Origin of the sequence: Streptomyces sp. NPDC047000 (assembly GCF_040644295.1) — a bacterium.
Lineage (GTDB): Bacteria > Actinomycetota > Actinomycetes > Streptomycetales > Streptomycetaceae > Streptomyces.
The window spans coordinates 14534-37376 of sequence record NZ_JBEYWE010000021.1 but is presented as its reverse complement, the minus strand read 5'-3'; the positions used below and the strand labels follow the sequence as shown (position 1 = coordinate 37376).

Genomic DNA, 22843 nt, shown 5'->3' with positions numbered 1-22843 from the left:
CGCCGCTTCCACTTCCCGGAGCGGCGGGAGGCCACGGGCGCGGACGAGGTGCTCGTCACGACGATCACCCACGACCACCCGGACCGGGTCCGCTCCTACGAACTGCTCGCGGAGGAACGGCGCCGACGAGGGCACTCCCTCCGGCAGCGAAGGCCCGCGCCGCCGACGTCACCCTGGAGATCGGCAACCAGACCTTCGAAGTGACCGGCGCGAGCTGCCCGAACCGACCTGACCTGGTACTCCTGACCGCCCCCGGAGCGCCTCCCCGGCGGAGGTGCCCCCTTCTCCCCGAAAGAGGACCCATGGCCACCGTCCTGTCCGTCTCCGGCAGCCCTTCCGCCTCCTCCCGCACCAACCGCCTGCTGCGCCACCTGGACCAGCGACTGACCGCTCAGGGGCACGACGTCGTTCCGCTCGACGTTCGCACCATCCCGGCCGAGGCCCTGCTCGGCGCGGACTTCCGGCATCCGGCGATCGTCGAGGCCACCGAACTGTTCGCGAGCGCCGACGGCGTCGTCGTAGGAACACCCGTCTACAAAGCGTCGTACTCCGGAGTCCTCAAGGCGCTCCTCGACCTGCTCCCGCAGTACGCACTCACCGGGAAGACGGTCCTCCCTCTCGCCACCGGCGGCTCCACCGCACATGTCCTCGCCATCGACTACGCCCTGCGTCCGGTTCTCAACTCCATGGGTGCCGCGCACATCGTGCAGGGCTGGTTCACCCTCGACAAGGACATCACCGCCCACGACGACGGCTCGGTCACCGTCGCACCGGCCGCCGCCGAGGCCCTCACCCAGGTCGTCGACCGGTTCTCGCTGGCGCTGGGCCGTACCCCGCTCCTGGCCGCGGCGAGCTGAGGCCACGACCGCACACGTCATCACCGACGACGCCGAGGCCGTCACCGTCGCGTGCGCCCCGGCATCGACGAACGTCCCCTGATCGCACCCCTGATCGGAGCTCCGAGTGTCCCTCACCTTCCACTGGTTCCTGCCGACCAACGGAGACAGCCGCCACGTCGTCGGCGGCGGCCACGGCACCCCCGCCACCGAGTCCGGGCGCGACCGGCCGCCCACTGTCGCCTACCTCAGCCAGATCGCCCGCGCCGCCGAGGACCTGGGATTCGTCGCCGTACTCACGCCGACGGGCGCCTGGTGCGAGGACGCGTGGCTGGCCACCGCGATGGTCAGCCAGAACACCGAGCGGCTGAAGTTCCTCGTCGCCTTCCGTCCCGGCTTCGTCTCACCGACGCTCGCCGCGCAGATGGCCGCCACCTTCCAGCGGCAGACCGGCGGACGGCTTCTGCTCAACGTCGTCACCGGCGGGGAAAGCCACGAGCAGCGGGCCTACGGAGACTTCCTCGACAAGGACGCCCGCTACCGCCGTACCGGCGAATTCCTCGAGATCGTACGAGGATTGTGGGAGGGCAAGACCGTCGACCTGCGCGGCGAGCACCTCCATGTCGAGGACGCGAAGCTCGCACGGGTACCCGACCCGATCCCCGAGGTGTACTTCGGCGGCTCCTCGCCGATCGCCGGAGAAGTCGCCGCCAAGCGTGTCGACGTCTATCTCACCTGGGGTGAGCCGCCCGCCGCCGTCGCGGAGAAGATCGCCTGGATCCGGGCGTTGGCCGACAAAGAGGGCCGTGACGTCCGCTTCGGCATCCGCCTGCATGTCATCACCCGCGACACCTCCGAGCAGGCCTGGGCCGAGGCGAACCGGCTCCTGGAGGGCTTCGACCCGGAGGTGGTCAAGACCATCCAGGCGGGCCTGGCCCGCAGCGAGTCCGAGGGCCAGCAGCGCATGCTCGCCCTGCACGACGGCGGCAGCTTCCCCCACTCTCGACTTCGCTCGAGCGGGGGGACCCCCACCCGCCTGGAGATCCACCCCAACCTGTGGGCAGGCATCGGCCTGGTGCGCGGCGGCGCGGGCACCGCCCTGGTCGGCAGCCACGACGAGGTCGCCGAGCGGATCAAGGAGTACCACGCCCTCGGCGTCGACGAGTTCGTGCTCTCCGGCTATCCGCACCTGGAGGAGGCCTACTGGTTCGGCGAGGGCGTCCTGCCGAGACTTCAGGCGCAGGGTCTGTGGCAGCACCCGTACGGAGAGCAGGCCGCCTCCTCGGCCCAAGTGCCCTTCGCCGGCGCCAGGGGCCTGCGATGACCACGTGATCGCGGCGGAGGCCGGAAGTGCCCAAGTGATCGCTGACCACAACGAAGCGGTCGCTTTCGCCGTCGAGCGGGCCGACTTCGATATCCCGGAACACGGCGGCAGAACCCGCCAGACACACCTGCTGACCAGCACGTAGACGATCGCTGCGAACAGCGTCTCATCAGGCGTGTCCTGCGTCCCGCGATCAGGGCCTTGTCGGGGCAGGTCAGTGGCCGCATCCCTTCCCAGCCGGGTACAGCCACAAGATCGCTGAACCAGACCGGAGTATCAGGCCGGGTCACTGTGTCTGGTGGTCACTGTGTCCGGTGGCGGTGCAGCCGTCCGTGGTTGCGCCACCAGAGCACCTTCCCATCGGGTCCGCGCACGAAGTCGGAACGGGTGCCGACCGTTCTGCCCTCGGGGCCGAGGTCGAGTGCGAAGTCCCGCCGGTAGAAGGCGACTCCCAACTCGGTGGTCTGGTCCTGGACCGAGTCCTCTTCCTCGGAGGCGGCTTCGTCCTGGCCGGCCGGGCCATGGGCCGTCTGGGTACCGTGCAGCCGTCCGTTGTGACGGGTCAGTTCGATGACGGCGTCCTCCACGGCGCCCTCCTCGTTGATCCGCTGGGCCATGTAACGGCCCTCGTAGGGCGTGAGCTCCTGGCCGCTCAAGGACTTGGCCGTGGCCGGCAGGTTGGTCACACCGGCGTACCGGCTGAGGGCCCAGTCGTCGGTGAACAGCTCGTCCCTGAGCCGCGTGCCGCCTTCCGAGTTGGTCAGCAGCGTCAGTGCGAAGCCGCGGCTGGGAACCATCAGGAAGCCCGAGATCTGGCCCGGCCAGGTTCCGCCGTGCTGCACGATCCGTCGTCCCTGGGCAGTCGGACGCAGCATCCAGGTGACTCCCATGCCGTCGAGCTCCACGACCAGCGTGCCGCCGGGCCCGGGCGTGGAGCGCATCCGTTCCAGCGATTGCGGGCTCAGTACGCGTGTGCCGTCGGGGGCCGTACCGTCTCCGAGGTGGAAGCGGGCCCAGCTCAGCTGGTCGCGCACGCTGGAGATCAGGCCGCCGGTCGGTGCGAGGCTGCGTGGCTGGGGCCAGAAGGACGGCTCCGGCACGGCTTTGCCGTCGACGACGTTGTGTGACGCCGCGACGTTGAAGCCCACGATCTCGTCGCTGGAGAAGCGGCTGTGGTCGAGCCTGAGCGGGTCGATGACCAGTTCGCGCACCGCCGCCTCGTAGGTCGTGCCCGTCAGCACCTCGATGATCCGGCCCGCCACGCACAGAGCCGCGTTGTTGTAGGCGAACACCTCGCCCGGTGCGGTGAGTTGGGGAAGGCGCGCCATGGACGCCACGAAGCGGGCCAGCGCGTCGTCGCCGGGGCCGAAGTCCTGGTAGTCGTCGCCCAGCCACCCCGCACTGTGGTTGAGCAGCTGCCGCACGGTGACCTGCGCCGACGCGAACGGGTCGGCCACCGTGAAATCGGGAAGGTAACGGCGCACCGGGGCGTCCAGCTCGAGCTCGCCCCGCTCGACCAGCCGCATCACCGTCGTACCGGTGAAGGTCTTGGTGGTCGAGCCGACCCGGAAGACGGTGTCGCCGTCGACCGGAACTGGATGGTCGACATGGGTGACTCCGTAACCCTTGACGTACTCCTGGCCGTCCAGGAGCACACCCACCGCCGCACCGGGAATCGCGTACGCCCGCATGCCCTCCTCGATCTTGGCGTCGAGAGCGCCGAACAGGGAGTTCCCCGTGCCGCCCCCCTGGGGAGCGGATCGCGGGGACCCGGCCGCCGGCGGCGCGGTTCCCAGCGAGACGGTCGCGCAGCCGACCGTTGCCGCAGTGCTCAGAAAGCCGCGGCGGGACCACCGCGGGGCCCCTGGACGCCCGGGTGACACGGCAGAGCGCAGGGTGCCGGAGCCGGCCGATGGCAGATCCTCATTCACGGGTGCCGGCTCCCTCACTGCCGATGACGAACGGCACCGGTTTCACGGTCCTCACGCAGCGGGTGTCGGGATGCTCGGGGTCGTCGAAGAAGGACGTGATCACCTTCGCCCCGCACGGCGTGTCGTACGCCCCGTGGGCGACACCGGCCAGCGTCACCACCGTGGAGCGGGAGAGCGTCCGGGCCACGTAGCGCCCCCACTGCGCCCCGGTCTGCGCGTCGAAACTCCCGGAGACGGCAAGCGTGGGGATGCTGCTCCGCGTGACCTCACGAACGGATCCGGGCGCCTTCGGGACGTTCCAGGCCTGACACGCCTGGCGCAGGAACGGCAGCTGGGGCGCCTGGGCCACGACTGAGCGGGGAAGCTCGGGAAAGGCCTGCCGACCCTTGGCGAGCTGCTCCTCGGGGGTCTCGAACGGAACCCACTCGCTGCACCACACGCTCAGCGACAACCCGTGAGCGAACATCCCCTGCGAGCCGGGAAGCCAGGCAGCCGCCCACTGCCCGGCGATCCGCTCGGGGTGACCGTGGGCCAGCTCGTCCACGCCCACCGCGAAGGTCTCGGGAGCGTGACTGGCACGCACCATCCAGTTCAGCAGCGCCCCGCCGTCGAGGACCACCTTCACCCGTCCGACCTGCGGCACCGTTACGTGCACAGTGACCGGACGAGCCTCCAGCTGACGCACCATGCGCAGATAAGTGGCACCGCTGTCCGGGTAACGCTCCCGGCAGGAGAGTTGCGCCGCGCACGCCCTCACGATGTTGTCGAACGACTCCCTCATGCTGCTCCACGTCCACCCGGGCGTCGCCACGGACGGCGGTACGACGCCGTCGACCGTCACGGAGCGGATGCCTTGAGGGAACATGCGCATGTAGGTCAGCGCCAGTTGCGTGCCGTAGGAATGCGAGAGGACATTCCACTCCCGGATACCCAGGACCCTGCGCAGATCCGCCGCGTCGGCGGCGTTCTCGCTGGTGTTGTAGGCAGCCAGATCGATTCCCTGGGCCGTCAGGCGGTCACGGCACCGGGCCGCCGCCTGGGCGTACCGGTCTCCGGTGGAGGGCGCGTCGTAGAGGAGGCGGACGCGTTCCCTGTAGAACCGGTCGATCTCCGGACACGTCAGCGGCCGCTCGGACGAGTACGTCCCGCGCTGGGACAGGACGATCAGATCACGGTCGCGGTTCAGTCCTGCCTCGGTCAGTCCCGAGATGTCTGCCAGGGCGTCCGCGCCGGGCCCGCCGGCGAAGAACACGATCGGATCGGGGCGCGGCCTCGGGGATGACGAGCGGACGAGCGCAACGGCCAGGCGAAGGGTGCGCGGTGACGGGTGGGCCCGGTTCTCCGGAACGACGAGGAAACCGCAGCGGGTGTCCTTCAACTCTCCGTAAGTGGTCGGGCAGGGAGCGGGCACGAACCGCGACGACGGCTGCGTCCGCGCCATCGGAGGCCGGGGCAGAGCGAGCACGGTGCCCGGGAAGATCCAGTGACCCCGGTCGCTGGAGGGGTATCCGTGCCGCAGGGCCTCGTGCTCGATGGTCTGCCGGTTGAGGTCGTAGACGCTGTCCCACCGCATGGCGTCGCCGAGAGCTTGCTGGGCTATGTCCCACAACGTGTTACCGGAGGCGACGGTGTGCGTGCCGGCCATCGCGTCTGCGGGCCCGGACTCACCGGCCGGCCGTCCCGGCGACAGGCCGGACTGCGGACGGCTCACGAGCGGGGAGGCACCCTCCCTCACTGTCGGCTTCTGGCGGGTGGTGGCCAGGTCGGACGTGCCGTGGGCCGGAGCCGCGCTCAGTACCGTCAGACCGGCCAGGAACATGGCGGCTGCGGCAGCTGTGCCGCGACTGCGTATGGGCATGTCGTCCTTCCGAGGCGGTGCCGGTGGCTACGCGCCGGCTCCGCCCGACTCGTCACACATGGTCGGGACCGTCAGACGTCATACTCCGAAGTCGATTCGTGCCCCGCACCGCGGCAGGCCCAATCGGGTCATGCGCGCGGCCGTCGACGCGCGCGGTCGGTGAGCGGCTGTTGAGGGGAGAAAGCCACGCCGACGCCGAAGGCCCGCCGTGCCGTTGCCGCCGAAACGATCATGAGGTCAGCTGTTGCCTGGGTCGCCTAGCGGGCTCTCTCAGAGGCGCGGAGCTGTTCGGTCAGCCGCTCGAGTTCGGCCGTCGTGGCAGGCGAGGAATCGTTGAGTCCGCTGTGCACGGCCGTCGGGCTCTTCAGGAAGCGCCGGAGCACGGCCACGAGGAGCCCTTGCGGCAGGGCCCGCAACGCGGCGAACGCGCGAGGTACCGGCGGCGTCGCCATCAAGGCGAGGTTCCGCCGTATGAGGTGGAGCATGTCGCGGACCGCGTCCGGGTCGTCGGCCAGCGCCACCGGGCCGCCCGCCGTGTGTACCGCCTGTCCGAGCGGTACCTCGAACGCGGCGTGCGTCCTGAGCCAGGCGGCCATCTGCGGCTCGGCCTTGGCGTTGATCCCGGCGGTGCGGAACGTCTCCACGATCCGTTCCAGTCGCAGGCTGGTGCGGCCGTCGGGCTCGCCGATCGGCATCGTGACCAGGCGGGTGACGAAACTGCTCCTGCGGTAGCGGATCACGTCGCCGTCCATCGTGCCGCCCGTCATGGGGAAGCCGAGCAGCACCCGTTCGTGGCCGATCACCGCGCCCAGTGTCTCCGGGCCGGCTGCCCAGTTGAGCAGGAACAGCACGTCACCTCGGACGTCGGTGAGTGATTCCAGCACCGCGTCCACCTGGTGGGTGCGGACGAAGACGGTGATCAGGTCGTACTCGCTGTCCGGGTGCTCGATCACCGGTACCGGTACCCGCCTGACGACCGGGCTGTCTCCCTCGGTGAGTTGCACGCCGTGCCGGCGCAGAGCGGTCAGGCGCCCACCGCGGGCGAGGAGCGAGACGTCGTGGTCGGCCTCATGCATGCGGGCGGCGAACAGGCTGCCGCAAACCCCGGCGCCGTACACGAGCAGCTTCATGAGAGCCTTCTTTCATACGTTCGATTGAATCATACGTTCGTTTTATTCAAACATATGTAGAGTCCCTCGTGTGGCGACCCCTGACACCCGCACCCAGCTCCTCGACGCGGCCGAGCACCTCTTCGCCGAGCACGGATACCGCGGCACCTCGATCCGCGCGATCACCAAACTCGCCGGGGCGAACCTGGCCGCCGTCGGCTACCACTTCGGATCGAAGGCGGACTTGATGGCCGCGGTCGCCCGCCGCGTGGTCGAGCCCATCAACGCTGCCCAGTGCGCAGAGCTCGACACATTGCTCGCCCGGACCCCCGACCCATTGATCAGCGAACTGGTGGAGGCATTCGCGGGACCGCTGTTTGACGAGATGTCGGCCGGCGACCAGGGCGGCGCCCGGACGTCCCGGCTGATCGTGACGATCCTGAGTGACCCGGCCGAGGAGGCGCGCAGCTGGACCGGCATGGGCGAGGACACGGTCCGCGAGCGCTACCTCGCGGCCTTCGCGCGCGTACTGCCCGGCCTTTCCCCGGAGGAGCTGTGGTTCCGGATGCGGGGGATCCTTGCCGTGACGACCGTCGACCGCCTCGAGGTCCATCAGCGACCCTCCCCGGGCTGTACGTCCCCGGTAGCGGGCGAGGCGGCCCGGCGATGGGCGATCACGTTCCTGACCGCAGCGATGAGTGCGCCACCGACCCGGACCTGACGCCCCAGGACAGACGCCGGCGGCGCGGGTCAGCCGGCGCTCACCCTGTGGACGAGGACGGAGAGGCGCCCGTCGGCGGCGCAATCGGTGCGCCGACCTCAGGCAGGTGTAAGCAGCCCTGCGACGGTGTGACTGTGGCGGTCCACGATCCGGTTGATCGGGAGCGTGCCAGAGGGCGTCGAGCCGGCGGTGATTGCGGACTCCCAGGTCATGCGGTGCGTCCGGGCATCGCTGCGGACACGCATGCTCCCGACCGTCCGCATAAACGGATGGTCGGGGGCGAGCGTGACGCGGCAGGATGCCCCGCATGACTTTGCCCACCCCAGAGCTGCACACCGCCCGCCTGCGACTGCGGCCGTTCACCGACGCCGACGCGGCGCCGCTCTACGTGCTGCACAGCAGCGCCGACGTGCTGCGTTACTGGGATTCCCCGCCGTGGACCGAACCGGCCCGCGCGCAGCGCTTCATCGCGACCTGCCGGACGATCGAGGAGGAAGGCACGGGAGCGCGGGTGGCCGTCGACCGCGTCTCCGACGGCGCGTTCATCGGCTGGTGCGGTCTGACACGCTGGAACCCTGACTTCCGCAGCGCGTCCCTGGGCTACGTCTTCGACGCCGCCGCGTGGGGCCACGGCTACGCCACGGAGACCGCGCACGCCGTCCTGTGGTGGGCGTTCGACACCCTGGGTCTGAACCGCGTCCAGGCCGAGACCGACACCCGTAACGTGGCGTCCGCCCGGGTCCTGGAGAAGCTCGGCTTCGTCCGCGAAGGCACCCTCCGTGAGGACTGTGTCGTCAACGGCGACGTCTCCGACTCCTGGGTCTTCGGCCTCCTCCGGCGCGAGTGGCACCCGACGGCCACGCCGACGACCCGCCCGCACTGCACTCCCTGGTCAACGGCATGAACGGGACTTGGACGCCGCCACCGCCGGCCTGTCCACCCCCCCCCGGAGCCCAGGCCGGGGCGAGGACCACGTGACCAGAGCCAACTGCTGAAGCGCATGGGCTTCGTCCGCTTCCTTCACCAGCGCCGAGCGGCACACACCCGCGAAGAGTACCGGGAGCCAACCGACGCCGAATACGCCTATAGGGCCACTCGTCCCGTTCGGCAACTCTGGCATCGGCTTCGATGGTGAACGGCATAGTCGTCCCTCTGGACACAGCTGAGACTTGCGCCGATTGAACAGGCAGAGAACGAAAGGATCAAGGTGCCATCGCATCTTCGGTTCGCTCGGCGTGATCCTGCGGGGTGCGCTGCTGCGGGAGGAGCGGGCCGAGGTGCAGGTGGCGGTTCATGTCCAGCTCGAACCTGCCGTACGGGTTCACATGGGTCCAGAAAGTGGGGAGAGGCCGCGCCGGTCTGCCTCGGTGAGCTTGTCCGCCCACTTCGGCTCGGCCAAGACCTCTTGGACCAGGAGCGTGTTGACGTGGACCAGGGCCGATTGGAGGAGGTGGAGAGCGAGCATCGAGATCTGCTGGCTCTCCTTGTCCTTGCCGGTCAGTTCGCCGTCCTTGCCGTAGAACAGGTCGTGGTTCGCGCTGTTCCAGTTCTCGACGACCTGCAGGCCTTCGCCGATCTCGCGGCGAAGGTCGGCGTCGGCGAGGTAGTCGCAGATGAAGGCCGTGCGCACGGCCCGCCCCAACTCCTCGATGGCCCGGTAGGTGGGGTGCTTGGGACCTCTGCGGGTGAACCGACGCAGGACCTGCTCGGCCTCCGCCGTGCCCAGGTGCAGGGCGGTGGTGTATTTGACGATCTGGTCGTACTGCTGGCGGATCAGCTCCCAGTCGATCGTCTTGGTCGACAGCACCGGGCCCAGCTGTGGCCACTGCTCGTCCTCGCCTGCGGCGGGGCGGTACAGCCGGGCCGACCCGACGTTCTTGAGCCTGGGCAGCAGGTTGAAGCCGAGCATGTGGGAGAACGCGAACCCGACGACGGAGGCGCCGTGAGTGTCGGTGTACTGCCGGTCGACCTCCATGTCGGTGCAGTGCCGCAGCACGCCCTCGATCATCGAGGCGACCTCGGAGGCCGAGCAGTGCTTGAGCTGGGAGTAGATGCACACCGACTTGCGCTCCACATGCCAGTAGATCATCACGCCGGGGCCGCGGTAGCGCTGGTGCCACTCGGTCATGAAGTTGTTGGACCAGGCGCCGAACTTGCGGCTGTCGGAGGCGCACGCGGTGCCCGCGCCCCACCAGCCCTCGTCCCGGGCGGCCAAGGTGTGGTTGACGAGCTTGAACAGGGCGGACCTCATGTTGGTCCGGTTCACGAACAGGTGCCGGATCCGGCGCAGGACCGCCTCGGACTCGCCGTGCTTGCCGGTGGCCACCACCCGCTTGATGCCCATGTTCGTTCCCAGCGCGAACAGCACCAGCAGCAGCCGGCGCCGCAGGACGTCGCGTGGGACCGCCTCCCGGGAGGCCACCGAGGCGAACTCGGAGGTGAAGCCAGTGGCGAACTCGGCCTCCTTGAGGATGTCGATCAGGTCGATCGTGCCCCAGCGGCGCTGGATCTCGGCTTTCAGGGCGACCAGGTTCTTCGGCTCCTCCTGCTTGGCCAGTGGGGACACCTTGATCCACGGCTCGCCGTGCTTCCTGGTGATCTCCACCCCGCCCGTGATGCCCAGCTCCAACGCACGGTCGAAGCCCGTGAGGGCGTCGCGCAGCCGCTTCTGCAGGGCGGCGATGAACTCCTGCGGGTCCTGCGGCTGGCGGATCGCCGAGTAGTGCACGTCCCGGTTGTCCTCGAAGTCCGGGGGCAGGTCGTCCTCCGGGTTGCGCCAGCGGCTGGTCCCGGCCACCCACACCTCCCGCCTGCGCAGCGCGTCCCGCAAGCTGACCAGCACGCACAGCTCGTAGGGGATGCGCTCGACCCGGCCCTTGTCGTCCACCACCGCGGCCCGCCACTGCTCGGGCACCACCCCCTCCAGCGGCACCTTCTCCGCCGCGTCGAAGAACGCCCCGTCCTTGATCGGCTGGTCCAGGTAGCGCTTGAGCAGGTCGATGGCGTCCATCACGGGGCAGTAGGCGGTGTTGTTGCTCTTCAGCTCCCAGGCCGACAGCAGCGGCGAGAGCATCCGGCGCCAGTGCGCCAAGTACGAGGAACGCAGCACGGTGCGGATCCGCGCCTTGTACTTGGCCTCGTTCGCCGCAGCCTCCGCCGCCAGCGCCTTGAGCGTCTTCTCCCCGCCCACCACCGGATAGATCACCTTGCGGACCGTGCCGGACGGCTCCGCCAAAGCCGCCTCCGCGACCCGCAGCATCATCGCCTCCTTGCCGCGGACCTTCTTCAGCTCCTTGACGAACTCGCCCTCGACCTTCTTCTCCGCTCGCGTATTGATCTTCTGCACCAGTTGGATGAACAGGTCCACCAGGGAGTCGGTGATCTCGGTCTCGCGCACGTGGCACAGCGCCGTCAGCAGCGTGTACCGCACCGAAGCCGGCGCGGCCACCAGGTCGGACGGGTACTCCTTCGCCGCCCGCGCCCGCCACGCCGACACCAGCTTCTCCGGAAACTCCCCGAACAACCCCGGCGGCAGCTCCAACTGACGCACCCGCTGCAGCTTGTTCACCTCCGTCAGCAGGCTGTCCAGGCCCAGCGCGCCGGGGTCCGCCTTCAGCTCGGTGAAGAACGTCCGGCCCCCGCCCACGCTGCCCTCATCCCCGTCGTCCTCGGCCACCAGGTCGTCCAGCCGGGACCGCGAGGCCGCGGACAACCGCCCCACTGTCGTCGCGCAGAACCCCTCCTCGAAGGTGTTCACCGCCGAGGCCACCAGCCGTGCCACCTTCGCGGGCGCCGGCGGCTCCAAGCGGTCGTTGCGGCACCGCGCCACCACTGCCTCAGCCAGCCGGTCCCGGTTCAGTTCCACGGGGCACAGCTCCACCGCCAACCACTGCGTTAGCTGGACCTGGTCCTCCTGCGTGCACTCGCGGAACCCGAACGCCGCCCGGACCTCCATCCGGTGCCGCTTGATTGCCCGCCCCGACCAGTCGTAGGCGCCCCAGTCCTCGGCCGGCACCTTCACCTGTTGGGCCACGTACGACACCGCCGCCGCCGGAACCTCCGCCGCATCCTCCGGGAAGCGCGCCTCCACCTCGAAGAACTTCAGCGGCAGCGCGAAGCCCAGCCGATTCGCCCCCGACTTGTTCCGAAGCCGCTCCTGGTCCTCCTCCAGCATCGTCCAGACCTCGATCAAGTCCTCTGGTTCCCACTCCCGACGCACGCCTGACCCCTCTCCTCGATCACCGCAACGCAACCAAGGTGACGCGGGCACAACAGAGGCAGGGCCAGAACGGTGGAAACCGGGACAATGGATCGTCGGATCGGCTACACAGAGCTACTTGTCACTTCGCGGCAGCTTCGGGAGCGCAGGGCCGACTGGCCGTGCACTCTCCGGCGCAGCACGCGGTGTGCGGCATGTCGCCGGTGATGACCGGCAGTCGGTCGCCGTGCTTGCCCGTGCGGGCCGCGGTGTCGAGCCCTTCCGGCGCCGGCTCCCGGATGTTCTCCCGCCCGGTCTCCGCCATCGCCGCGAAGAACGCGAACAGCCTTCCCTGGACCGGTGGGGTCGTAGAGGCCGGGGCAGCTGCCCGGCCGACATCTCCAGGATCAGGCTATGGGCGGTGAGGTGGTCGGCGAGCGCAGTCAGCTCGGCGGTGTCACGGCCCAGCCGCTTCAGAGCGCTTTCTTGGCAATGAGTGCGGTGGCGGTGTCGATGATCGTCTGTCGGGTGGAGCGGGGCTGCCAGCCGAGCTGGGTACGTGCTTTGCTGTTGTCGACGAGCCTCTTGCGGCCGAGCTCGGGGCGCAGCATCGCCATCTGCGGGTTCACCCGCGCGAGCAGCTTGACGATGATGTCAGGCATGGTGCGTTCGGGCACCTTGGCGGCTTCGTCCGGGAGATTTTCGCGGAGGACGCGGGCGATGTCCCGGTACCACCAGAAGGTGCCCGAGCCGAGGAAGCGCTGGCCTGCGGCGGCTGGGCTCGTCATGGAGAGGATGTGCAGCTCGGCGACGTCGCGGACGTCGACGACGTTCCATCCGATGTTCGGCACGGCGGGAATCCCGCGGGTGAGCAGGCGGCTGATGATCCCGACCGTTCCTGGCCTGTTCGGTCTGCCGAGCATGGGACCCTGCATGAACGTCGGGAGGACGGCGGTCAGTTCGAGGCCGGTCGCAGCGGCGAGATCCCATGCGTCACGCTCGGCGAGGATCTTGGAATCGGGGTACGCGCGAACCGGAGTGCCGGACGGCGCGGCCCATGTCGTTTCGGTCGTGGGTATGTCGGAGTCGCCGGTGTCGGCCGTGACGCCGGAAGAGGTGAGCACGGCACGCTTCACTCCGGCGCGCGCGGCGGCACCCAGGACGCGGCGGGTGCCCTCACGGGCGGTTCTGATGAGGTCCGCGCCCGCGCCGAAGGGCATCGGAGACGCGGCGTGCAGCACGAAGTCGGCACCCGCGGCCGCCTTCTCCCAGCCGTCGTCGCTGAGGAGATCGGCGACCGCGAAATCGATGGCCTTCGCCGCCTCGCCGTCTGTCTGCTCGCTGACGGCGAGGCGCACCTGCTCCGCTTGGCCGAGGCTGCGCACGGTGGTGCGCACCCGGTAACCGCGCTGGAGCAGACCCGCTATCACCCAGCCGGCCAGATAGCCCGTTCCGCCCGTGACGAGCACTGTGTCGTCGATGTGACCGCCGGTCATTTACCCCACCAAAGTCATTGAGTTTGTCATTGATTTTGGGAGCGTATCATGGCCCCGTGACCCTTAATCGCGGCATGAAGGCACCGACGGCTCACGACGCCGACGTCGAGCGGAAAGCCGAGATCGTCCGCGCTCTCGTGGAGGTGGGGAACGCCGCGGACGCGGTCGTGGCCCAGGTGCTCGGCGAGTTCGGGGTGCCGGCCTCCGTCGCCGGCACGCTGTGGGCGCTTGCCCCCGGAACCGAGCCGCCGACGATGCGGGACATAGCGGCCCGCCTCCGCTGCGACCCCTCCACGGTCAGCCTCGCCGCCGACAAGCTCCAAGGCATGGGACTCATCGCCCGCCGGCCTCATCCCGTCGACGGCCGCAAACGCACCCTGGCTCTGACGGAGCGCGGGCACGAGCTGTGGGAGGCGCTGAGAACGCGGCTTCACGCCTCCGGCCTCTTCGCCGCTCTCGACGTGGAGGAACAGGACGCCCTGCTCGCGCTGCTCACGAAAATGCAACTGCCGCAACGCCCGTAGTCCGTCTTGATCGCATCTCGAACGGACCTTGTCTCACCTGGTGCTGCGCACGGAGTCCGGCGGCAACGCCCTCTCGGCAGGGTTACCGGGAGGACACAGCCTCGGCGGCTTCCGCGTCGGTCCCGGGCGCGGGGACAACGTTCTTCGGGCCGCGGGTGAGGACGTAGAGGAACAGGGCGCCCATGATCACCACGCCTGCCCACATGGCCTGTTGCCAGCCGTTGACGAAGGACTGCCGCGCGGCTTGCGCGAGTTCCTGCGCATGGGGGCCCGCACTGCCGGACACCGCGACGGCGTTTGCGACACCTTCGCGTGCGGTGTCTGCGGCGTCCTGGGGAATGCCGTCGAGCTTGCCGTCGATGGCGCTGCGGTATCCGGCGGACAGCAGTGCGCCGAGCAGGGCAACACCCAGGGCGGTGCCGAACTCACGGGTGACGTCGTTGAGTGCGGAGGCGACGCCCTGCCTCTCGCGCGGCAGGGAGCGGGTGATGGCCTCGGTGGACGGGGTCATGGACAGGCCCATGCCGATGCCCATGGCGAGCATGCCGGGCAGGACCGACAGGTATCCGCCGTCGACGGAGACGCTGAGGGCCATCAGTGCCAAGCCGGTACCGGCCAGCGCGATCCCCACGGCCATGGTGGAGCGGGAGCCGATGCGCGCGGCCAGTCCGGGGGCCAGGCCTGAGGTCGTCATCATCGCCACGGCCATGGGCATCAGCGCGAGCGTGGACAGCAGGCCCGACCAGCCCAGGACGGCCTGGAAGAAAGGGAAGAGGACGACGAAGATTCCCGCTTGGACGCCGAAGAGGGCCAGCAGTGTGATCGATCCGCCGGCCAGGCCGCGCTCGCGGAACAGGCGTACGTCCAGCAGGGAGGCGTCACGGCGGCGTAGCTCCCAGACCATGAAGAAGACAGCGGTGATGAGACCGACGGCGAGGCCGATCAGGGTGGCAGGGGCGCTCCAGCCGTGCTCGGGGCCTTCCTGGAGGACGAAGATGAGACCGACGACGGTGACGGCTGAGGTCAGTGCGCCGACGGTGTCGAAGGAGTGGTCCGAGCGCTCGCGGGAGTTGGGCACCGAGCGCATGCCCATGGCGAGTGCGACGACGACCAGCGCGACGGGCAGGATGAACAGGTAGCGCCAGCTGGCAACGTCCACAAGCGCAGCGGAGAGGAACATACCCAGGATGCCGCCGCCTCCGGCGACGCCGGTCCATACGCCGATCGCCTTGCCGCGCTCTTCCTCCGGGAAGGTGGAAGTGATCACAGCGAGGGTGATGGGCATGATCATCGCCGCGCCGATGCCGCTGAGGAGGCGCGCGCCGAGCATGACGTCGGCCGAGGGGGCGAGCCCGGCTAGCGCGCCGGCCACGCCGAAGACGATCAGTCCGGTGATCAGCATGGGCTTGCGGCCCAGTCGGTCACCTATGGCGCCGAGCGGTAGCAGCAGGGCGGCCAGGGTGAGCGTGTAGATGTTGATGATCCAAAGGATCGTGCTTTGCGAGGCGCCGAACTCGACGGCCAGGTCGGGCTGCGCGACGTTCAGTCCGGATACCGAGGCGATGACCGCCATCAAAGCGACACAGACCGCGATCAGGACGGTGCGCAGCTGACGCGCATCCGGCGCACCGTCGGCGTGGGCGGCGCCGTCGGCTGCCGCGGGTGCGGACCGGTTCGTACTCATGGATTCCTCTCAAAAAGACATGCGGGGGGGGGCAACGGCGGACCTGTGTCCGGCCGCCGGGATCGCGCTGGAGGCCGGTGGTCGCACGCCGGGCGGCTGTCAGGCGGTGGCGACGTCGTTTCTCTGCACAGGACGCTAAACCCGTCTTGCGGAGAGGGCATACAATCTTGCCTATGACGCAAGGTGACGGCGATCTGGACAGCCTCGTACGCAAACGCATCCGTGCATTGCGGGTGGCGCAGGGATGGTCCCTGGAGGAGCTGGCCGACCGCGCCAGGTTCAGTCAGTCCACGCTCTCCCGCATCGAGAACGGCCGGCGACGTCTCGCACTGGACCAGTTGGTCACCCTGGCCCGCGCGTTGGACACCTCTCTGGACCAGTTGGTGGAGACCGCCTCCGACGACGTCGTCACCAGCCCTGTGATCGACGGGAGGCACGGGCTGATGCGCTGGCCCATCAAGGGCGACCCCGGTATGAGCGTCGTGCGCCAGCGGATGACCGAACCGCCCCCGGACAATCCCGCACGGATGCGCGCCCACCCGGGCCGCGAATGGCTCGTGGTCCTGTCCGGCACCGCGGTGCTGCTGCTGGGCGACCGGCGCCTTCGCGTCGAGACGAACCAGGCCGCCGAGTTCCCCACGATGCTGCCGCACGCCATCGGCGCCGAGGGCGGACCCTGCGAGATCCTGGGCATCTTCGACCGCGACGCCCGCCGCGGCCACCAGCGCGACAGCCGAGGCGCCGACAGCAGCAACCGCCAATCAGACGGCTCCCGCACGTGACCACCCGCCCGCTGAGGGGTGGCGTCTTGCGTGTCCGGCACCCCGCACAGCCGTCTCGTTGCGGATACGGAAGCCATGGCGCCACACGCACATGATCGTCCTAGCGTGAGGCCATGACCCGCGCCCACCCGCAGACCTCCCCTCACAGCCACCACCGGCATGACGTCGATGGCCGGGCGGAGATCCTCGCCCCGGACTCTCCTGGCTGGTCTCGGCGTACGTGCTGGGGTACGCGGGCCGCGAGCCGGCGTTCCGCCTGCTCGCCATCGCGGAACGGCTGAGTCCGCAGCACCGGACGGCACTGAATGCCTTTCACCGAGAGCTGGAGGGCGCCTATGGGCAGGCAGCCGTGGAACGCTGCCTGCCCCGAACCGGCGCGGCTCGTCGAGGGCCACCGCACGGCGCGTCCCGAGGCGTCCTTCGCGGAACTGCGCTCCGCCGTCATGGCCGACGCCCTGTTCGGCGCGGGCAGCAGGGCCCTGGCCGACGCCGATCCGCCCACCCGGACTCCACCACCCACGCCTACGAGTTCGCCTGGCGCTCCCACGCGCTCGACGGAGAGCTCGGCGCCATCCGCGCGGTGGAACTGCACGCCACCTCGATCCGCTTCGACCGTGGTGCCGGCGAAATCGCCGGCACCACGGTCGCCGAACAGACTGTGCAGCTCGTGCGCAACGTCACGGCCGTGCTGAAGGCGGCCGGCGCAGGCCCGGAGGGCGTCGTGATGCTGCGCGTGCACCTCACCGACCCCGCCCACCTGGCCGAGACGAACGAGGCGTACGCGGCGGCCGTGGGCGAGTCGTTGATCCGGGCGGTGGCGGTGGCGGTGCTAATCCTCGACCGGTCCCAGATCGAGGTCGGCCACGAATCGGACCGTGGCGGACGGCGCGGTGTCGAGTTCGAGCACCACCAGCCTGTTCGGTCCCGCCGGAACGAGCACGGGGCCGGGTACGAACAGCGTTCGCTGCGGTCCCCGCGACCAGTACCTCCCGAGGCAGAACCCGTTGACCCATGCGGTTCCCTTGCCCAGCGTGGAGACGTCGAGGAAGCGGTCGCGTGTGTCCTCGGCCTCGAACGTGCCGACCGAGACGGTCAGCCCCGGTATCGACGGCGATTCCGGACGGGCGGGGGTACGGGAGAGCCTGATCACGTCGTCGGCGTCGAGTGCGACGGTCTCCCATCCGACGACCGGTGCGCCGTCGATGCGTACGCCGCCGATGATGCCTTTGTCCTCGCCCAGGCGTGGACCGTAGTTCACGCGTCCCTGGTCCTCCACGACGAGGAGCAGCTCCCGAGTCACCGGAGGCAGCGTGAGCGCGGTCGCGTGGTCCTCGCGCTGGAGCACGCCGGCGCAGTGCCCGTCGACGACGACGTGCACACGGTCGCGGACTTCGCCCACGGTGAGGACCGACGCGGACGGGCGCCGAAGCCAGGACCGGTGCAGGACGTACACGGCGTCGGCGCGGATCTCGGCGAAGGTGGGTACGGCGTGTGTCGCCGTGACGGGCATCGCCGTGAACGCGGCCTCGGGGAAGGAGACGACCGCAGCGAGACGGACCTCGCCGGTCGGAGTTGTTTCGGGGACGTCCGGAACCTCGTCGGGCACCGAGGTGTGCTTCGCCAGGACCTCCCGGTAGGCCCAGTACTTCGCGGTGGGGCGTCCCGCTTCGTCCAGCGGTGCGTCGTAGTCGTACGTGGTGGCGATGGGCTGGTAGACGCCCCGGTCGTTCGCTCCGTTCGTCAGACCGAAGTTGGTACCCCCGTGGAACATGTACAGGTTGACCGACGCTCCGGTGCCGAGGAGGGCGTCCAGATCGGCGGCGGACTCCTCGGCGGACGTCGTGTGGTGGTACATGCCCCAGGAGTCGAACCATCCGTCCCAGTACTCGGACGACATGAGCGGTCCGGTCGGCTGGTGCAGGCGCAGGGTGCGCATGCGCTCCAGCGAACGTGATCCGAACGACGCGGTCCGGTGCAGTCCGGGCCTGGAGCCGTTCTCCAGCATGTGCGGCCGCGGCTGGTCGACCGTGGTGAGCGGCACGGTGATCCCGGCGTCGCGGACCATGGCGGTCAGCGCGTCGAGGTAGTCCGCGTCCTCTCCGTAGGCGCCGTACTCGTTCTCGACCTGGACGAGGATCACCGGGCCGTCCTCATCGATCTGGAGCGGCGCCACGATGTCCGTCACATGGGTGAGGTATGCGGAGACCGACCGCATGAAGCGTGGCTCGTTGCGGCGCACGCCCACGGTGGGATCGGTGAACAGCCACGTGGGCAGTCCTCCGTTGGCGAACTCCGCGCAGATGTACGGCCCTGGCCGTACGATCGCGCGCATCCCCTCGTCGGCGACGGTGCGCAGGAACCGGCCGAGGTCGAGCGCACCGGAGTCCGTCCACTCGCCCGGCCTCGGTTCGTGGAGGCCCCACGGCACGTATGTCTCGACGGTGTTGAGTCCCATGAGCCGGGCCTTGCGGATGCGGTCGCGCCAGTGGCCGGGGTGCACACGGAAGTAGTGGATCGCTCCGGAGAGCACCTGGAAGGGGGTGCCGTCCATGAGGAAGTCCCGTTCTCCGACGGTGAAGCGGCTCATGACGCACGCTCGCAGGGGCCGGCGAGGGCTCGGCGCTCGGCGCGTTCGGAGACCATCGAGAGGTAGACCGAGGCGGTCCACGTCATGCTGCGGTCGCGCAGGCCGGCCCCGGTCGTCGCGTCGAAGTTCTCCGCCATGCCCGCGCCCGCGCAGGTCGCCATGAACCTGGTCTCGATGTCGTCGGCGAGGTCGGGCCGTCCGCTGCGGCGCAGCCCGTCGGCGAGCAGCATGGTGGAGGGCGCCCAGATGGGGCCGCGCCAGTATCCGTCGGCTTCGTAGCGAGGACTGTCCGGTGGTTCGGTGGCGGGGCCGTGCGGGGTGAGGTAGCCGCCGTCGAGGAGCCGGCGCACAGTCGTGTCACGCACTGCTGGTGGCAGGAGGTCTCCGAGGATCAGGGGGATGAAGGCCAGCAGGCTCCGTGAGTCGATCACACGGCCGGTCAGGGTGTCCCTGGCGACGAAGCGGTCCCCGGTCCAGAACCGGTCGCACAGCGTTCGCACGGTGGCGTCGGTCCTGCGGTTCCAGTGAGCCGACTCGTCGTGTCGGCCGGTGCGCCGGGCGATCAGGGAGAGCGTCTGCGTCTGCAGGGCGAGGTAGGCGAGCAGATCCGGGCTCTGGACGGGCACGCCGGCGGCGAACGTCGTTGCGTTGTCCCATCCGGAGTCGTTGCCGTGGTTGTAGGAGGGGATGCCGTCGTCGCCGTACACGCGGTGCCGGAACCACCACTCGGTCCATCGCCGCAGCGGTTCGTAGAGTGCGGCCGCGTCATGGGGGTCGAGGCCGCCGCGGGCGATGAGGCGGGCGATGCTCCAGCCGTGGATCGGCGGTTTGACGAAGTTCCGCTCGACGCCCGCGTCGTTGACGTAGTCGGGGAGGCAGCCGTGTTCGTCCTGGTGGTCGAAGACGGCGAGGAGCTGGCCGGCGGCCGCCTGCGGGTCCCGCCACAGCGCCATGGCGTTGAAGCAGTGGTCCCAGCTCCAGATGTTGGTCATGCGGTTCTTCGACATGAGCATGGACTCGCGTCGCAGTAAGCCGCCCGGCGGCACGAGGGCGGCCCAGGTGACGAACGCGGCGAGGCGGACGGTGGCGCCGGTCTCCGGGTCGCGGTGTCCGTCGTCGCCGTGGGTGCGGCACCACGCGTCGAAGTCGGCCTGGGCCGCGGCGGCGAGGTCGTCCGGGTCGTGGAGGGGGCCGGTGGGCACGGCGCTGCCGTATTCGTCGATGACGATCGTCGCCGCGCCGTCGTGCGCCGTGATGCTGAGACATGCCTCGGAGTTGCGGATGCCGTCCCATCGGGCGTCGAACCGGGATGTTCCTCCGGCCGCGCGGATGCGGTAGTTGCGGTTGGCGCCGCTGTCGATGAACCGCCAGGTGGCGTCGTCCTCCTGGAAGACGGAGTCGTACTGGGAGGTCGCGCGGAAGTCGAGTGCGAGCGTTCCGCCCCGGACGCGCAGGTAGGCGCGGCCCGGTCCGTCGAGGATCACGTCGGCTCGGGTGCTGCCGTGGTGGAGGGTCAACTGTCCTGCGGTGGTCAGGGCGTTCGCTTCGGTGGTGCCGTCGAGGAGGAGGCGGGCGATCTCGCGGTGCCTGGCGTCACCGCGCACGGTGCGCAGGAAGACGCCGTGGTCCCGCTGATCGGTGACGCGCGAGACAGCGAAGTAGGATCCGCGGCGGCTGAATGGTGTCGTGCCGAGGTCGATGTCGAGCAGGGGCGAGGTGCTCACGCGCGGTTCTCCGTTCCAGCGGGAGCGGCGGTGTCCGGCAGCGCGACGCGGACCGATTCGCCCGCCGCGAGCGTGACCGTGCGCGGAGCGGCGCAGTCCGTCGGGCCGGTGTCGGCGTCCCCGAGCGCGGAGAGGTCCAGCTCGAAGGAGCGCGTCCGGCGGGCGTTGTTGACGAGTTCGAAGCCGTCCTGGTCGATTCGGTAGGTGAGTTCGTAGGCCCGCTGTGCGAGGGACACGCTGCCGGTGCCGACGACCCGGGGCGCGATGCGCAGGTCCGCGGTGAGCGTCGGACGGATGCCGAGGTATTCGGTGAACAGCACCCAGGCGTACACACAGGGGTACTCGTAGTAGTGCGCGGCGCCGTGCCAGTCGGAGCCGTCGACGTAGTGGACGTGGTCCATGTCGTATCGCTCGCCCATGACGTAGTCGTCCGAGGCGCCCTGTGCGGCGACGGCCTCGAGCTGTCGGCTGAGCATCGTCCCGTTGCGGCGCCATGACCAGAAGGCCGCGTCCCAGCACCAGTAACGGCCCGCGGCGCACAGGTCGTAGGGGCCGCCGTCGCCGATCTCGTCGTCGGTGTAGTCCTGTACGCGGGCGGCGAGGAAGGTCGGGAAGCGCTGGAACTCCTCCAGTTCCCGGTCGACGAGCGCGAGGACGTGTTCGCTCTGTGCGCCGTCGGCGTGCCCGAACATCGCCGGGAGCACGTTGGCGAGGAGGTGTATGTGGTCGTGGACGTGTCCTGAGCGGTCTACCCAGTCGACGAAGCGGTGGGTCACGTCGTCCCAGTGTCCGGCCGGGAGCGGCTCGCGTACGGCGGCGGCGAGGCGGGCGGCCGACTGCCGGTAGAAGACGGCTCGTTGTTCGCGTCCGAGCACGTCCTCGAGTGCGGCGAGGAGTTCGAAGGAGTTCGCGGCGAGTGAGGCGGCCATGGTCTCCCTGCCGTCCTTGATGACCTGGTCCTCGTAGTAGACGTCGGACCAGAGCCGACCGCGCCGGTCCATGCAGTCGAGGGTGCAGGAGGCCGCGCCCTCCAGGTCCTCGATCCGCTCGCGCAGCCAGCCGGTGTCCTTCGTGCGGGCGAAGTAGAGCCAGGCGGACTCGAGGACCTCGACGTTGCCGGTCACGAGGAACATGACGGCGTTCCGGGAGCCGTCGAGGCTGTTCCTGCGCACGTGGTACTCCCGTTCGCCGTCCGGCTGGACGGCGCAGGGGTCGCGCCACAGCTGCTGGGGGTCTTCGCGCATCAGGCGGAGCTGGAGGTCGATCATCCGCCGTACGACGTCCTGGTCGGTGCGGCTGCCCCAGGCCATCCGGCCCTTGATCTGGAATTCGTGGTCGACGTCCGGGTAGGTGCCGACGTACTTGTCGGCCAGGGTGCTGATCACGTACCCGTCGCGGTCCGGGTAGCCGGCGGCCGTGGTCCGTTCTACGACGCAGGGCAGGACGGTGCCCCAGTAGAACCCGGCCAGGGCGTCGGCGAGGGCGTCTGCGCCGGGGAGGCCGATGGTGAACCGCGCGCCGTCGACGTCGGCGTGCGGCCGGGCCCGGTGGGCGACGAGGGTGGCGGTGGGGGCGTGGACGGTGACGGTACGGCGGTTCCCGTCGGAGTGCAGTTCGATCGTGCCGTCGCTGACGATGTGCCAGGCGGGCTCGGCCGAGCCGGGGTGCGGGGGCAGCAGCCAGCAGGCTCCGGAGCCTGTGAGGCCGGCGGGGGAGGAGCCGTCGTCCGGCAGGATGCGCCGCTCACCGGTCTCGGTGGCGAGCAGCACTGTGGGACCGGCGGGTGCGTCGAACCGTATCCGGGGGTGCGGTCCCTGACCGGCCGTCACCGACCAGGTGTGTTCGTCGACGCGAGCCGGGGTCCCGTCGGTGGGCGGTACGCGATCTGGGGCGATGAATGGCATCGGTGTCGTGACTTCCTTCATGCGGTGGTGTCCCGCCCGAGGTGATGCTTGCCGGCATCGACAAGTGACTGGCGTCGCCAAGTATGCAAATCCTCATGGGAAGTTTGCAAGGAAATCTTGCAAGACACCGGTAAGTCGCGCCATCATGGCGCCCACCCACCGCGA

16 protein-coding genes and 3 pseudogenes are annotated in these 22843 nt (G+C 69.6%); 10 read left to right on the top strand and 9 right to left on the bottom strand.

Going from position 1 to position 22843, the window contains the following annotated elements; translation table 11 throughout:
* Window positions 1-18 precede the first annotated feature (18 nt).
* From ABZ862_RS27615 to ABZ862_RS27600, 4 genes and pseudogenes are all read left to right on the top strand, one after another.
* A pseudogene (locus ABZ862_RS27615) lies at window positions 19-204 on the top strand (hypothetical protein); the annotation flags it as partial.
* A gap of 98 nt (window positions 205-302) precedes the next feature.
* Entirely contained in the window at window positions 303-857 is a 555-nt protein-coding gene (gene ssuE / locus ABZ862_RS27610; protein WP_360963366.1) for an NADPH-dependent FMN reductase, read from the top strand.
* Between the two features lie 106 nt (window positions 858-963).
* Window positions 964-2160 carry an LLM class flavin-dependent oxidoreductase gene (locus ABZ862_RS27605; RefSeq protein ID WP_360963363.1) on the top strand — a complete coding sequence of 399 codons (1197 nt, stop codon included), beginning with the start codon at window positions 964-966 and terminating at the stop codon, window positions 2158-2160.
* A 4-nt stretch (window positions 2161-2164) separates the two neighbouring features.
* A complete protein-coding gene (locus tag ABZ862_RS27600) occupies window positions 2165-2305 on the top strand; it encodes a hypothetical protein (RefSeq protein ID WP_360963360.1) in 141 nt (46 codons plus the stop codon).
* Between the two features lie 157 nt (window positions 2306-2462).
* On the opposite strand, the gene ABZ862_RS27595 is transcribed toward ABZ862_RS27600, so the two are convergent.
* The 3 genes from ABZ862_RS27595 to ABZ862_RS27585 all read right to left on the bottom strand — a co-directional run bounded on the left by ABZ862_RS27595 (window position 2463) and on the right by ABZ862_RS27585 (window position 7079).
* Window positions 2463-4043, bottom strand: coding sequence for a serine hydrolase domain-containing protein (locus ABZ862_RS27595; protein WP_360963642.1), 1581 nt, complete (start codon window positions 4041-4043; stop codon window positions 2463-2465).
* 40 nt (window positions 4044-4083) lie between these two features.
* Entirely contained in the window at window positions 4084-5949 is a 1866-nt protein-coding gene (locus ABZ862_RS27590; protein WP_360963357.1) for an alpha/beta fold hydrolase, read from the bottom strand.
* A 257-nt stretch (window positions 5950-6206) separates the two neighbouring features.
* Window positions 6207-7079, bottom strand: coding sequence for a 2-dehydropantoate 2-reductase N-terminal domain-containing protein (locus ABZ862_RS27585; protein ID WP_360963354.1), 873 nt, complete (start codon window positions 7077-7079; stop codon window positions 6207-6209).
* 70 nt (window positions 7080-7149) lie between these two features.
* On the opposite strand from ABZ862_RS27585, the gene ABZ862_RS27580 reads away from it, so the two are divergent.
* Together ABZ862_RS27580 and ABZ862_RS27575 are read left to right on the top strand one after the other, a co-directional pair.
* Entirely contained in the window at window positions 7150-7779 is a 630-nt protein-coding gene (locus tag ABZ862_RS27580; RefSeq protein WP_360963351.1) for a TetR/AcrR family transcriptional regulator, read from the top strand.
* 307 nt (window positions 7780-8086) lie between these two features.
* On the top strand, window positions 8087-8683 hold the full coding sequence (locus ABZ862_RS27575; protein ID WP_360963344.1) for a GNAT family N-acetyltransferase: 597 nt from the start codon (window positions 8087-8089) through the stop codon (window positions 8681-8683).
* 417 nt (window positions 8684-9100) lie between these two features.
* Here the strand turns inward: ABZ862_RS27575 and ABZ862_RS27570 are convergent, their stop codons facing one another.
* Entirely contained in the window at window positions 9101-11998 is a 2898-nt protein-coding gene (locus tag ABZ862_RS27570) for a Tn3 family transposase (protein ID WP_360963342.1), read from the bottom strand.
* A gap of 452 nt (window positions 11999-12450) precedes the next feature.
* On the bottom strand, window positions 12451-13473 hold the full coding sequence (locus ABZ862_RS27565; RefSeq protein ID WP_360963340.1) for an NAD-dependent epimerase/dehydratase family protein: 1023 nt from the start codon (window positions 13471-13473) through the stop codon (window positions 12451-12453).
* 56 nt (window positions 13474-13529) lie between these two features.
* Here ABZ862_RS27565 and ABZ862_RS27560 point away from each other — a divergent pair, with 56 nt between their 5' ends.
* Window positions 13530-13997, top strand: coding sequence for a MarR family transcriptional regulator (locus tag ABZ862_RS27560; RefSeq protein WP_360963338.1), 468 nt, complete (start codon window positions 13530-13532; stop codon window positions 13995-13997).
* Window positions 13998-14079: 82 nt separating this feature from the next.
* Here ABZ862_RS27560 and ABZ862_RS27555 read toward each other — a convergent pair whose 3' ends face one another.
* The gene (locus ABZ862_RS27555) at window positions 14080-15681 is read right to left on the bottom strand and encodes an MFS transporter (protein ID WP_360963335.1); all 1602 of its coding nucleotides are present in this window, start codon (window positions 15679-15681) and stop codon (window positions 14080-14082) included.
* A gap of 173 nt (window positions 15682-15854) precedes the next feature.
* Here ABZ862_RS27555 and ABZ862_RS27550 point away from each other — a divergent pair, with 173 nt between their 5' ends.
* From ABZ862_RS27550 to ABZ862_RS27540, 3 genes and pseudogenes are all read left to right on the top strand, one after another.
* The gene (locus ABZ862_RS27550; RefSeq protein ID WP_360963332.1) at window positions 15855-16463 is read left to right on the top strand and encodes an XRE family transcriptional regulator; all 609 of its coding nucleotides are present in this window, start codon (window positions 15855-15857) and stop codon (window positions 16461-16463) included.
* A 365-nt stretch (window positions 16464-16828) separates the two neighbouring features.
* A pseudogene (locus tag ABZ862_RS27545) lies at window positions 16829-17052 on the top strand (carboxylesterase/lipase family protein); the annotation flags it as partial.
* Window positions 17044-17259: pseudogene (locus tag ABZ862_RS27540) on the top strand (RidA family protein); the annotation flags it as partial. The pseudogenes ABZ862_RS27545 and ABZ862_RS27540, both read left to right, overlap by 9 nt.
* Before the next feature lie 33 nt (window positions 17260-17292).
* Here the strand turns inward: ABZ862_RS27540 and ABZ862_RS27535 are convergent.
* The 3 genes from ABZ862_RS27535 to ABZ862_RS27525 are packed head-to-tail and all read right to left on the bottom strand — an operon-like array spanning window position 17293 to window position 22678.
* Window positions 17293-19050 (bottom strand): beta-galactosidase, encoded by a 1758-nt coding sequence (locus ABZ862_RS27535; protein WP_360963329.1) that lies wholly within the window; start codon window positions 19048-19050, stop codon window positions 17293-17295.
* Complete coding sequence (locus ABZ862_RS27530; RefSeq protein WP_360963327.1) at window positions 19047-20774, bottom strand: trehalase family glycosidase; 1728 nt, start codon at window positions 20772-20774, stop codon at window positions 19047-19049. Before ABZ862_RS27530 ends, ABZ862_RS27535 begins: the two co-directional genes overlap by 4 nt.
* Window positions 20771-22678: a hypothetical protein gene (locus tag ABZ862_RS27525; protein ID WP_360963325.1), complete on the bottom strand. Its 1908-nt coding sequence runs from the start codon at window positions 22676-22678 to the stop codon at window positions 20771-20773. Before ABZ862_RS27525 ends, ABZ862_RS27530 begins: the two co-directional genes overlap by 4 nt.
* Window positions 22679-22843 lie beyond the last annotated feature (165 nt).